At 67.2% G+C, this 12,533-nt stretch carries 6 protein-coding genes; 3 read left to right on the plus strand and 3 right to left on the minus strand.

The window, feature by feature from the left end; all coding sequences use genetic code 11:
- Window positions 1–91 precede the first annotated feature (91 nt).
- Window positions 92–2,239 (minus strand): S46 family peptidase, encoded by a 2,148-nt coding sequence (locus tag ACZK0Z_RS21970; protein ID WP_049430261.1) that lies wholly within the window; start codon window positions 2,237–2,239, stop codon window positions 92–94.
- A 126-nt stretch (window positions 2,240–2,365) separates the two neighbouring features.
- Between ACZK0Z_RS21970 and ACZK0Z_RS21975 the strand changes: the two genes are divergently transcribed.
- From ACZK0Z_RS21975 to ACZK0Z_RS21985, 3 genes are read left to right on the plus strand one after another with little or no spacing between them, the layout of a single operon-like run.
- Window positions 2,366–4,054: an Hsp70 family protein gene (locus ACZK0Z_RS21975; protein WP_197633291.1), complete on the plus strand. Its 1,689-nt coding sequence runs from the start codon at window positions 2,366–2,368 to the stop codon at window positions 4,052–4,054.
- The gene (locus tag ACZK0Z_RS21980) at window positions 4,051–5,532 is read left to right on the plus strand and encodes a heat-shock protein (protein ID WP_197633292.1); all 1,482 of its coding nucleotides are present in this window, start codon (window positions 4,051–4,053) and stop codon (window positions 5,530–5,532) included. The genes ACZK0Z_RS21975 and ACZK0Z_RS21980 overlap by 4 nt, the downstream gene beginning before the upstream one ends.
- The gene (locus ACZK0Z_RS21985) at window positions 5,529–6,776 is read left to right on the plus strand and encodes a heat-shock protein (protein WP_197633293.1); all 1,248 of its coding nucleotides are present in this window, start codon (window positions 5,529–5,531) and stop codon (window positions 6,774–6,776) included. Before ACZK0Z_RS21980 ends, ACZK0Z_RS21985 begins: the two co-directional genes overlap by 4 nt.
- A gap of 11 nt (window positions 6,777–6,787) precedes the next feature.
- Here ACZK0Z_RS21985 and ACZK0Z_RS21990 read toward each other — a convergent pair whose 3' ends face one another.
- A complete protein-coding gene (locus ACZK0Z_RS21990; RefSeq protein ID WP_197633294.1) occupies window positions 6,788–10,645 on the minus strand; it encodes a translocation/assembly module TamB domain-containing protein in 3,858 nt (1,285 codons plus the stop codon).
- A complete protein-coding gene (locus ACZK0Z_RS21995; protein WP_080355060.1) occupies window positions 10,642–12,438 on the minus strand; it encodes an autotransporter assembly complex protein TamA in 1,797 nt (598 codons plus the stop codon). The genes ACZK0Z_RS21990 and ACZK0Z_RS21995 overlap by 4 nt, the downstream gene beginning before the upstream one ends.
- Between the last annotated feature and the right edge of the window lie 95 nt (window positions 12,439–12,533).

Below are 12,533 nucleotides of genomic sequence, written 5' to 3' on the forward strand. Positions count from 1 at the left end.
GCCGGGGGTGCGGGCTCGTTGGGGGCAACCACCCCCACCAAGGTGGGGGTCTACGCGGTGCGGGCCACGACCGTTGGTCGTGGCCGGCTTCTTACTGGGCCGGCACGCCCATTTCCTTCAGCAGCTCGGGCGCCGGGTAGACCTTGGCCAGCAGCCAGCGCAGGTAGCGCATGTCCACGTGCACGGCGCGCTTGTAGCGCGGGTCGAACCACCAGCTGGCGCTGACCGATTCCCAGTTGCTGTCGAAGTTCAGGCCGATCAGTTCGCCCTTGGCGTTGAGCACCGGCGAGCCGGAGTTGCCGCCGGTGGTGTCCAGGTTGGTCAGGAAGTTGACCGTCTGGGTCTTCAGCGCCGGGTCGGCGGTGCTGCCGAAGTCACCCTTGGCGATCGCCGCCAGCAGCGGCTTGGGAGCATCGAACGGATAGGCGTTGGTGTTCTTCTCGACAATGCCGGCCACGGTGGTCACCGGCGAGTAGGTCACGCCGTCGCGCGGGTGCAGCGCCTCGACCTTGCCGTAGCTGATCCGCAGGGTGCGGTTGGCATCCGGGTACACCGCACGGCCCTGCTTGGCACGCCAGGCGAACAGCGCCTGCATGTACGCCGGGCGCAGGCGCAACTGCTCGCCTTCGCGGGTCTTGCTCTCGTTCTCGATGCGCAGCTGCGCGGCCACCAGCGGGCCGGCCACGGCGATGAGCGGGTCTGCGGCCAGGGCCTTGCCTTCGCGGGCGGCAGCAAAGCGCGACAGGCGCTGCGCCTCGTCACCCAGCTGGGTGCCGGCGTACAGGGTGTCCAGCGCCTTGGCCAGCTGCTCCGGGGTGCGGCCGAAGGCAGCGTCGAACTCGGCCACGCGCTGTGCGTCCGGCAGCTGCTGGTAGCGGGTCAGCAATGTGGTCAGCAGGGCCTTCTCGACCTCCGGTGCGTAGCGGCGCTGGACCTGCTTGAGCACGCCTTCGATCATCGCCTGGTCGCGCTGCTGGTAGCCGCTCTCGCGCTGCGCGTCAGGCTTGGCCGATTCAATGCGCAGGCGCTCCAGCAGCAGCGCCGAGCGCAGCAGCTGGCTCTGCGCGGCCATCTGGTCCAGCAGCAGGTCACGCTCGCCCACCGCCGCGCCCTGCGACAGGTTGGCCAGCAGCGCCTTGATATCGCCCTGGTACTTGCGGTCGGTGGCAGCCAGCATCGCCGTCTCGTCGGCGGCACGCTGGGCCTTGGCATCGCTGCGCAGCAGGCCTTCCAGTTCACCGGCAGCGCGCTTGCGGTTGTTCTTCAGCGACTGCAGCTGCGAGGCGTAGCGGGTACGTGCCTGCGCATCCTTGGCGCTGGCGGCCTCAATGGTGTCGATCATCTGCTGGAACACCGACACGCGGCGAGGCAGCACGGCATCGATCTGGCTGGCGAATTCGGCGGCGGTACGGTGGCGGTAGGTGATGCCCGGGTAACCGGCCAGCATCGCGTAATCGCCTTCCTTCGGGCCTTCCACCGACATCTGCAGGTGTGCCGGCGCCTGGTAGGGCACGTTGTCCTTGCTATAGGCGGCCGGCTTGCCGTCCTTGCCGACATAGGCGCGCAGCAGGGTGAAGTCGCCGGTGTGGCGCGGCCACATGAAGTTGTCGATCTCGTCGCCGTAGTTGCCTATCGCGCGCGGCGGTGCATACACCAGGCGCACGTCGCTCAGTTCCAGCTGGGCGATGCGGTAGAAGTCGGTGCCGTAGTACATGTTGGCCACCGAGCAGCGCACGCTGCCATCCTTCTCGCACTCGGCCACGATCTGCTTGCTGGCCGCGTCCACCGCATCGAAATAGGCGCGACCGGTCTTGCCACGGGCCTGCGCGAGCACCTGGTCGGTCACCTTGTCGAAGCCGACGGTGACCAGCACGCGGAAGTCCGGGTTGGCCGGGCGCTCGTCGGCACGATCCTTGGCGATGAAGCCACCGTTGATCAGGTCGTGCTCGGGCGAGCTGTTGTACTGGATCACGCCCATCGCCACGTGGTGGTTGGTCAGCAGCAGGCCATCGGCGGACACGAACGAGCCGGTGCCGCCACCGGCACGCACCACCGCGCTCAGCGGCGGCGCGGTGACGTTGGCCAGGTCGGCCGGATTGCCTTTGAAGCCGGCTGCCTGCAGCGGCTTGGCCAGTTCCGGCAGCTGGGTCGGCATCCACATGCCTTCATCGGCGTGGGCACCCGCGGCGAGGGTCAGGCCCAGGGCCAGGGCGGTGGGAAGGGCTTTGCGTGGTGACATGAGGCAATCCGGTACGACAGAACAGCTCGGGACCATAGCCGCTGGGGCGCTGTCGGGCAACGCCCGATAGTCAGGCCTGCGCCGCACTCCTAGAATTGCCGTTTTCTGCACATCGGACGTCAGCAGATGATCGTCGGTATCGATCTTGGCACCACCCATTCCCTCGTCGGCATGCACACGGCAGCCGGGCCGCAGCTGTTCCCCAATGCCCATGGCGAGCTGTTGACGCCGTCGGTGGTGAGCCTGGTGGATGGCGCCGTGCTGGTTGGCCAGCCGGCCCGCGACCGCCTGGTCAGCCATCCACAGCAGACCGTGGCCCACTTCAAGCGCTGGATGGGCAGCGATCGCGAGACCCGGCTGGGTGAGCGCAGTTTCCGCCCCGAGGAGCTCTCGGCCATGGTGCTGCGCTCGCTGCTGGCTGACGCTGAAGCCGCCCTGGGCCACAAGGTGGAGGAGGCGGTGATCAGCGTACCGGCGTATTTCTCCGACGCCCAGCGCAAGGCCACCCGGGCGGCCGGCGAGCTGGCCGGCATCCGCGTCGAGCGCCTGATCAATGAACCCACGGCCGCCGCGCTGGCCTATGGCCTGCAGGAGCGTGATGGCGAAGGCCGCGTGCTGGTGCTGGACCTGGGGGGTGGCACCTTCGATGTCTCCATCCTGGAACTGTTCGACGGCGTGGTCGAAGTACATGCCAGCGCCGGCGACAACTTCCTGGGCGGCGAGGATTTCCTGCAGGTACTGGTGCAGGCCTTCCATGCCGACCAGGGCACGTCCGCCGGCGACCTGTCCGCTGCCGAACAGGCGCAGCTGCTGCGTCGGCTGGAACTGTTCAAGCGCGAACTCAGCCTGAGCGGCGCCGCCAGCCTGCAGTTGCCCCTGGCCGGCAGCGAACGCCAGTGGCAGATGGACGAGGCACGCTACACGCAGCTCTGCGAGCCACTGCTGCTGCGCATGCGTGCGCCCATCGAACGCGCGATCCGCGACGCCCGGCTCAAGCCCGAGGCGCTGGACGACATCATCCTGGTCGGCGGTGCGGTACGCATGCCGATGGTCAGCAAGCTGGCGACCCGCATGTTCGGCCGGCTGCCGCTGCGCCACGTCCATCCGGACCAGGCAATTGCATTGGGTGCCGCCGTTGCCGCCGGGCTGAAGGCACGCGACGAATCGCTGCGCGAGGTCGTGCTGACCGATGTCTGCCCCTACACGCTGGGCACGCAGGTGTCCCGCCAGGATGCTTCCGGTGGCGAGCGCAGCGGCTATTTCCACCCGATCATCCAGCGCAACAGCGTGGTGCCGGTCAGCCGCGAGGATCGCTTCTACCCGCTGCACGAGCGGCAAAGCGCCATTCGCATCGACGTGTTCCAGGGCGAGAGCCCGACGGTGGATCGCAACATCAAGCTCGGTGAGCTGACCGTGCCGCTGACCCATTCTGTCTCGATGCAAGAACGCAGCGTCACCGCCCGCTTTACCTACGACGTGAACGGGCTGCTGCAGGTCGAAGTCACCGAGGACGCCACCGGCAAGCGCCACGAGCTCATCCTGGAGCAGAATCCCGGACTGCTGTCACCCGAAGAGATCCAGCAGCGCCTGCGCGCACTGGAAGCGCTGAAGATCCACCCGCGTGACGCCCAGCCCAACCTCGCGGTGATCGCCCGCACCGAGCGCCTTTACGAGGAACGCATCCATCACCGCGAACAGTTGCAGTCGTGGCTGAGCAGCTTCCGCCATGTGCTGGAGAGCCAGGATGCCGTTGCCGTCGAGCGTCATCGCCATCAGCTGGACGAGGCACTCGACACCCTCGAGCGCGATGCATGAGCTGGGCACTTCACGTCCTGGAGCTGGACGAATCCGCTGACGAGCGCGCGATCAAGCGCGCCTACGCAAAGCGCCTGCGGGTGACTCGCCCCGACCAGGATCCCGTCGCCTTCCAGCACCTGCATGAGGCCTATCAGGCAGCATTGGACTGGGTCCGCCAGGAAGCGCTGGCCGGTACCGATGCTGCGGACGAGGACGAGGACGAGGACGAGGACGAACCGGCGGAGCATGCAGCCGATATCGGCCCCTGGCCGCACGACGCCGACGTGGCATGGGCGCCACCCGAAACGCGTTCGTACTCGCCTCCGTTGCCACCCCGCGGCACGCCTGTGCTGCTGCGCACGGCACCGGTGGTGGAGCTGGACGGGGTGGTCGATGTAGCAAGCCACGCCCAGTTGATCCTGCGCCAGGCATACCTGTTGCCGGTCGACGACTTCGGCCCCTGGCTGGAAGCCACGCCGGTGCTGTGGTCGCTGCGCTACAAGCCATTGGTGGGCGACGCGCTGCTGGATGAACTGGCACGCAGTCACAACGGCATCAGCGCAGCCAGCATGGGTCTGCTGGCACGCTGCTTTGGCTGGGATGATGTACACGATGGCGTGGATCCGGACAGGCTGGCATCGATCCAGTCGCGCGGTCATCGACGCTGGGCCGCCGAGACCGGGAATGCGGCGGAGCTGTCGGCACTGCTTGAACAAGAGGGCAGCCTGCGGCTGGGGAAGATCACGGTCAGCCGTTGCCTGCGTTACCTGTCGCAGCCATGGCACCCGCGACGATCCCTCTGGCAGGCGCAGCTGCCCGAGCACATCAATGAAGTCAACGCACTGCTGGATGCCATCGAGGCGGGCGGAAGGGAACAGGTGCCCGAGGCATGGGATCCGCAGCAGATCCTGTTCTGGCGAAGTCTTGCAGACATCTCCCGGCCCAACCGGTGGCGCTGGCAGGTGAACGCACTGCGTGGCGTACTGCTGGGCGTTTGCAGCCTGTTGTTCTTTGCTGGAATCGCAGGCGTCTCGCTGGTCCAGGGAAAGACGGGCGAAGCCGCGATTTTCGCCCAGCTGGGGGTGCCTTTTGGCCTGCTGCTGGCTGCGATCGGCGCACTGTGGGTGCCTGTGCGCTGGGCGCTGCGCCAGCTGACGCTGGATCTGCCCCCTTCACGCTGGGGATGGCTGCTGGCGCTGCCAGCGCCCTTGATGGCGATCGGCAGCCTGGTTCTTGTCCATGGCCTTGGCCACCGCATCGAAGGTACCCTGTTGATCTTCATGGCACTGCCCTTGGCGACTGCGCGCCTGTGGCGACGCGTCGGTTCGCGGATACGGTTCGGAATCCGACATGCCGTGTTCATGGTGCTTGCCATGCTGATCGCCGAAGCAGGCATCGTTCTGATCCTGCTGCAGTGGGGAGCCGAGTTCATACATCGCACGCGCCGTCACGCGTCGATTGACGGGCTCCCGCCGGCCTCTGGAAACACCGTGTGAACCGGGCACTGGACGCGCTCGGGCTCGACGCCAGCGCCGACGAACGGGCGATCAAGCGCGCCTACGCGCAGAGACTGCGTGCGGCACGCCCTGACGAAGACCCCGTGGCATTCCAGGCGCTGCACGAGGCTTACCAGGAGGCCCTGCTGTGGGTGCGCAACCGCACGCAATGGCAGGAGGAAGACGGTGCAGAAGCGCTGTCGGCCCCACCTGCAGACAACAGCCCACCCGGCCCACCGGCGCTGTACGACAGCCATTCGTCGATGGACCACATGCCGGTGCTGCATCGTCCAAGCACGTTCGACACCGACCTGCCGGACGATGTGGTGGAGCCGTCATTGAACCTGCCCCGGTTTGCGCGTCTGCTGATCAACACCGCGACCGATGCCGACCCGGCCAGCTTCGAGCACTGGCTGGCCCATCGTCCGGAGCTGTGGTCATTGGCCGACAGGCCGCGTATCGGTGACGTGGTATTGCAGCAGCTGCTGCACGAGGGCCGGCCGCTGTGCGAGTCCAACTTCGATCTGCTCGGTCGATACTTCTGCTGGGATGAGATCCGGGCTGATATCGATCCCTACCGCGTCCGCGCACGGCGCAACCTGCTGCATCGCCACTGGCAGCTGCAGCCGCGCAACCACGCGGCCCTCACTGCAGCCCTGGACCGACCGCAGGACCGGGTGTCCGCAACCGAGGCCCATGCCCGCGTGGAACGCTTGACCCGACCATGGCACTGGCTGCAATCGCTGCTGTCGGCCAGCGTGCCCGGGCGTGCTGCCACCATGCGGCAAACGATGCAGCGTCTGGGGGTGCATGGCGTCCGTGACACGCTGGCGCCCCTGGACGGGGATCAGGTCGCCTTCTGGATGGCGATATCCGAACCCAGGCGCTTCAATCTCATGAAGATGCAGGTGGCAATTGTCCGCTGCCTGCTGGGCGCTCTCGTCGTGCTGGCCGTCCTGGCGGCGCTGGCCTTGCTGGGTGATGCCGCTCGACCCATCGCGATCAGCACGTCCAGCATGAAACACGTGGCAATCCATGCCTCGGTGGTCATCGTGTCTGGCGTCCTCATGCTGACACCCTTCGTTGGAGGGACTCCATCGCGGACGGCGTCCGCGCCAGCGCCCGTCGAGCGACCGTCGCCGCTTGATGGACTCGGCATGCTCACGCACGGGCCTCGTCCGCGCAGGCCAGCCCGTTCCTTCGCCGTTGTCCGCCAGATGGACCCCGGCACAGAGGGGGGTTGAGTGGCGACGGGTTATTTCTCCCGCCGCCAGTTGATCGAACCACGGTTTTCCACCGTGCTCGATTCCACTTCCACGTCGAAGCCGCGGCGCAGCAGGTACTTCAGCGTGATCACCGAACCGGCACCGACCAGCGATACTCCGTAGCCGACGTACAGCTTGGGCGAGATGTACTTGCCGACACCGATCACCGAGCCGCCCAGCGCGCGCGACTGGCTCACACCGGCGTCGTCCAGGCCCAGCTTGGCACCCAGCTGCGACGCCAGCAGGCCGCTGCCGGCCGAGAGTGCCGCCGAGGCCGCGTTGACCTGCTGGGCCTGGTCGCTGCTGGCACCGGTCAGGCTGCGACCCAGCACCAGATAGGCCAGTGCTTCGGACTGCGACATCGCCGGCTCGGACCACACGTCCGCACGCGGCTGCTGCGCACGCCCGGTCACGTCGATGCCGGCAGTGACATCACCGATCCGGCGCTCGGCACGGATGTTGATGCGCGGGTCGGACACCGCGTTGTAGTTCCAGGTGAGGTTGCCACGGGTGATGGTCAGGTCCTGCCCGTACGCCTTGTAGCGGCCACTGACTTCCAGCCCGCCGTTGGCGGTCATTTCGCGGCCAGGCTTGGCCCAGACCTGCATCTTGCCGGTCAGCGCGCCCTTCAGGCCGAAGCCGGTCATCTTCACCTTGTCGCCGAGGCTGACCGTCAGGTCCATGTCCAGCGGCGAGGTGCGCGACTCTTCCGGATCGGCCGGGTCGAGCACCACCACGTCTTCGGACACCGAGGTGCCACGGTCCAGGCGCTCAAGGTCGATGTCGGCCTCGGGCACGTGCACGGTGCCACGCAGCCCCATCGCCGCCTTGGCCAGGGTGAAGTCGAGGTTGGGATTGGCGACGATGCGCAGTTCGCTGGTGTTGGACAGCAGCACGTTCTCGCCGTGGATCTTCAGCTGCAGCGGCTGCGCATCGCCGAACCAGGACAGGCCACCATCCACGTACAGCGTGCCCTGGCCGGAGTTGGCCTGCGCAGTGATCTTCGCCGAGCCATCGGGCTGCGCCACGAAGCTGCCCTTGCCCTGGTCGAAGGTCAGGCCCAGTGCCGGGAATTCACCCTTGAAGTTGCTCAGCTGCGCGTCGCCACCCAGCGACGGCTGGCCACGCGTACCGCGCAGGCTGACGTGGCCTTCGATCAGGCCGGTCGGGCGCACGATGTCCGGCGAGAACAGCTCCAGCCAGTACAGCCGCGACATGTTGAGGTAGAGCTCGCCGTTCAACGGCGCGCTGGCTTCCCAGCCGGTCTGCATCTTCGCGTCGACGAAGCCGTTGCCCTGGAAGCCCATGCCCAGGTAGCCCTTGATGCTGGCTGGGGTCATGTCGAGCTTCAGCGAGAACTGGTCATATCGCACCAGCTCGCCACGGGTGGTATCGCCCACGGTGTTGCGGTTCTCGCCCAGGCGCACGCCGCCTTCCTTCGAGCGCACTTCCACGTGGCCTTCCCAGGCATTGCCGCGCGGGCGGATCTGCGCGTCCAGGCTGACATCGCCGCGCAGGTAGATGCGGCGGCCGGACTGCGGCGGCAACCACGGCTGCACCAGTGCCAACGGCAACGCATCACTGCGCACCACCAGGCCCTCGCGCGGCCAGTTGGCCTGTGCGCACAGTGCGCCGCTGCTGGCGGCGGCCAGGCAGGCCTCGGACAGCGTGTAGGTTCCGCCGTTGATCGCGAACGCCGCCGGTGCACGAAGCGACCAGGCATCGCCCTTCACCGGCGCGATGCGCAGCGAAGCCAGTTCGCCGCGCCACTGCGTGCCCTGCTGGCGCACGATGCCCTGCAGCTCGACCGCGCCCATCTCGTTGCGGGTCTGCGCCGCCAGGCGCAGGTTGGAGACACTGCCCTGCGCGTCCACATTCAAGCGTTCCAGCAGCATGCCGGCGTTGACCTGCTGGCCCTGCACCGCCAGCGTGCCGCTGTCGCCGCGCCACGGCAGGTGGCCCTTGATGCTCACGCTTTCGGCGCCGTAGCCATCCCAGTTGAGGTTGTTGCCGACCAGGTCGGCGGTGATGTCCGGTGCATCGCGCGGGCCCTTCACCTGCACCTGGCCGCGCAGGCCACCATCGGCGCCCGGCAGCAGATCGCTCAGCTGCAGCGGTTCGAAACGCGCATCGATGTCGAGGCGGTCGCCGACCTTGCCCGACGCGGTCACCCGGCTGCTGCCCAGCGACAGCTTCAGGTCACCCTGGCCCTGCGCGCCCTGCAACGCGAACTTGCCCTGCGCGTCGAGGTTGCGCTGGCGCAGCACGCCCTTCAGCGACGGCAGATCGACCGTGGCTTCGAGCGTGCCGGCGGTACCCGGCGGCGCATTGGCCGGCGGCGGCAGCTGGCGGCCCTTCGAGGCCAGGTTGCCGGACAGGCGGCCATTCCAGCCCGGCACGAAATAGCCGGGGTCGAAGTCCTTCAGCGTGGCCTTGGCATCCCAGTCCAGCTGCGGTGCCCACGCCACCTGGCCTTCCACCTGCAGCTGGCCACCCGGGGTCTGTGCCTGCAGCTGGTGGATCGACGCGGCCTGGTCGTTGCCGCGCACATCGAAGCGCAGCTGTGCCTTCTGCGCATCACGCTCGACCTCGGCACGGCCGATCGCCGCCCAGGCCTTGAGGGTACCGGCCAGTCCGAAGCGCGCTTCCTTCAGGGTGACCGGCACCGGTGCGCTGCCGGCCGTGTTCGGATCGGGCGCCGGCACGTAGGTCAGATCGCGTGCGACCACCGAGAAGTTGAGCTTCTGCTGGTCTTCCTGGCTGAAATCGGCCGTGCCTTCCAGCCGCGCTTCGCCGCCAAGCCCCTTCACCAGCAGTGGTGAAACCTTCAGCACCTGGTCCTGCAGCGACACCACCGACGGTGCCAGCTCCAGTTCCTGATCGCCCTGCTTGATCTTGCCGTGCAGGTTGGCGTTGCCGCCCTTGCCGGCCGCGGTGAAATCCAGTGCCAGCGGTGCGATCGCCGTGCTCGCCAGTGCCGGCGACAGCAGCGCCAGGTCCAGTTCGTCGCTGCGCACCGTGGCGTTCCAGGTCGGGTCGGTACGGCCATCGAACACCAGCATCGCGTGCAGCGGCTTCGGCGCGCGCCCGGCTACGGCCACCTCCATGTGCGCCAGGTCGCCACGAGCGACCAGGCCGACGGTGGCGGCGGTACGTCCACGCGGCGCCGGCAGCACGGCAGTGACGGTCACGTCGGTGTCGTAGTCCTTGGCCGGGATATAGCGGCCCTGGGCGGTGAAATTGCCCATGTCGCTGTCCACCACCAGTTTGTGCGCCTGGAACTCGCCGTTGGCGATCTCGATGCCGCCACGCACGCGGCTGATGTCGATCACCGGCTCGTTGGCCTGGCTGATGCGGAAGCCATCGATGGCGATGGCGTCGGCCTGGATCGCCAGCGGCATCTCGATCTGCGGCAGCGAATCCGGCCACGACGGCAGCTTGAACGGCTCCTCACTCTTGGCCAGGTTCAGCGTCGCGTTGGTCAGCTCCAGCTTGTCCAGCAGCAGCTTGCGACCCAGCAGCGGGCGCAGGTCCGGCTCCAGGTGCGCGCGTTCTGCATGGAAATGGATGTCGTCGTAGCGGAAGTCGACGTTGTACAGGGTCAGCGGGCCGGCCACCGGGCCGTCCACCTTGTCCCAGGTGAAGCTGGCGCCCACCGGCAGCCGCGCCACCACCTGCGCCAGCAGCACGTCACGGCCGGCCACGGTCTGCAGCAACCAGTAAACCGCCAGCAGGGCCAGCAGCACCAGGCCTAATACGCCAACGCCCGACCAGGCCCAGAAGCGGCGGCGGCGATAGAAGCGCACGCGCGGCGGCGGCGTGTTCGGGCTCGGTGCGGGCGTGCTCACAGGTCCGCTCCGATGTTCAGGTACAGCTGGAACTGCGAATCCGGGTTGTTCAGGCCATGCGCGATATCCACGCGCACCGGTCCCACCGGCGATTTCCAGCGCACGCCGAAGCCGACGCCGGTATGCAGGTCGATGGTGTTGTCGAAGGCGCTGCCGGTATCGACGAACACCGCCGCACCCCACGGGCCACCGTTGAAGTAGTGCTCGTACTCGGCCGAGCCGATCACCAGGTTCTTGGCGCCCAGCGCGTATTTGTCCGGTGCCGGCGTGCGCGGCCCCACTTCGCGGTAGGCATAGCCACGGATGCTGCGGTCACCGCCGGCGAAGTAGCGCAGGCTCGGCGGCATCGCCACCAGGTCGCTGGTCCAGGTGGTGCCGCCTTCGCCGCGCAGGATCAGGCGATTGCTTTCACCCACCGGGATGTACCAGCGCAGCACGGCGTTGGCCTGTACGAAGCTGGTGTCCGAACCGGCGCCCTCGATGCCGGCACGCATGGTCGCGGTACCGCTGATGCCCTTGCGCGGGAACATCTCGTCGTCGACGTTGACGTAGTCGGCGACCATCTGCGGATACACCAGGGTCGAGGTGTTGTAGACCGCATCGGTGAATTCAGTGCCGGAGGCATAGCGCCAACGCTCGCGCAGTGCGTTGATCGAGGCGATCGCGGTCCAGTGCTCGTTGATCTCGCCGCTGCGGCTGGCGATCAGCTTGAAGTTGCGCAGGTCGATGTAGTCGGTCTGCTCGTCGTAGGCGCTGGCAGCGAAGGTGTACCAGCCATCGAGCCAGTTGAAAGCCGGAATGCGGTAGCTGGTCACCAGGCTCTTGCGCTTCTGCGCATAGTCCAGCTGCGTGTTCATCTTGTGGCCGCGGTTGTTCAGGAACCGCCGCTCGATGCCACCGCGCACACCCGGGCCGCTCTCGCTGCCGTAGCTCAGGCCGGCGGTGTAGATGGTGCGCTTGGCGCGGGTCAGCTTCACATCCACCGGCACCTCGCCGTTGGCATCAGCCTCGTCCGGCCGCGGCTGGATGTCGATCACGCTGAAGTAGTCCAGCTTGGTCAGCGACTCGCGCAGCCGGTCCAGCTTGCCCTCGTGGAAATAGCTGCCCTGTTCCCAGTACACCAGCGGGTCGAACAGCTTGTCGACGAAGTAGTCCTGCTCGAAACGCACCGGGCCCATGTTGTAGCGCCGGCCGCTGTCCCAGGTCAGATCGATGTCGGCGGCATTGTCGGCACGGGTGATCTGCACCTGCCGCTGGGTGTAGTCGGCGTCGAAATAGCCACGTTCGGCCAGGCGGCGGGTGACGGTGATCTTGCTGGCTTCGTACTGCGTATGCTCGAACCGCTGGCCCTTGCGCGGCTTGAACGCGGCCAGGTCGTCCTGCAGGTACTGGTCGTACATCGCTGGGCCGGTGATGTCGATGTGCTCGCGGCGCACGGTCACCGGGGTGCCCTTGTCGACATGGATCAGCACACGCACGTGCTCATCCACGCGCGGCGCTTCGACCTTGATGACCGGGTTGTAGTACCCGAACGGTTCCAGCGCCTGGCGGGTCTGCCGCTCGGCCTGTGACAGCAGGTATTCCAGGCGCGACTCGCCCTGCTCCTTGCCGATCGTGTCGTACAGCGACAGCGATTCCTGGATGTTCTCGATGATCGCGGCGTCGTCGCCCTTGTCCAATCCCTTGATGTCCACCTTGTCGATGGTGCCGCGCGCGTGGGCCACGGAGGTGGCGGCCAGCGACAGGACCATCAGCGGCAGGGCGTATTTCTTTGGCTGCATGCGGCACAGCATACCGACCGGAGGTGACGATGCGAAATGCATCACGTCATTGGGGATCGGTTGTTAAGTGGCGGTCAAAATACGCGCCTTTGTGGCGATCGTCGTGA

It is taken from the genome of Stenotrophomonas sp. 116085_Sma, assembly GCF_056479585.1.

Coding starts and splice junctions, on each gene's coding strand:
- ACZK0Z_RS21970 (WP_049430261.1), bottom strand. CDS start 2,239: ATGTCACCACGCAAAGCCCTTCCCACCGCCCTGGCCCTGGGCCTGACC.
- ACZK0Z_RS21975 (WP_197633291.1), top strand. CDS start 2,366: ATGATCGTCGGTATCGATCTTGGCACCACCCATTCCCTCGTCGGCATG.
- ACZK0Z_RS21980 (WP_197633292.1), top strand. CDS start 4,051: ATGAGCTGGGCACTTCACGTCCTGGAGCTGGACGAATCCGCTGACGAG.
- ACZK0Z_RS21995 (WP_080355060.1), bottom strand. CDS start 12,438: ATGCTGTGCCGCATGCAGCCAAAGAAATACGCCCTGCCGCTGATGGTC.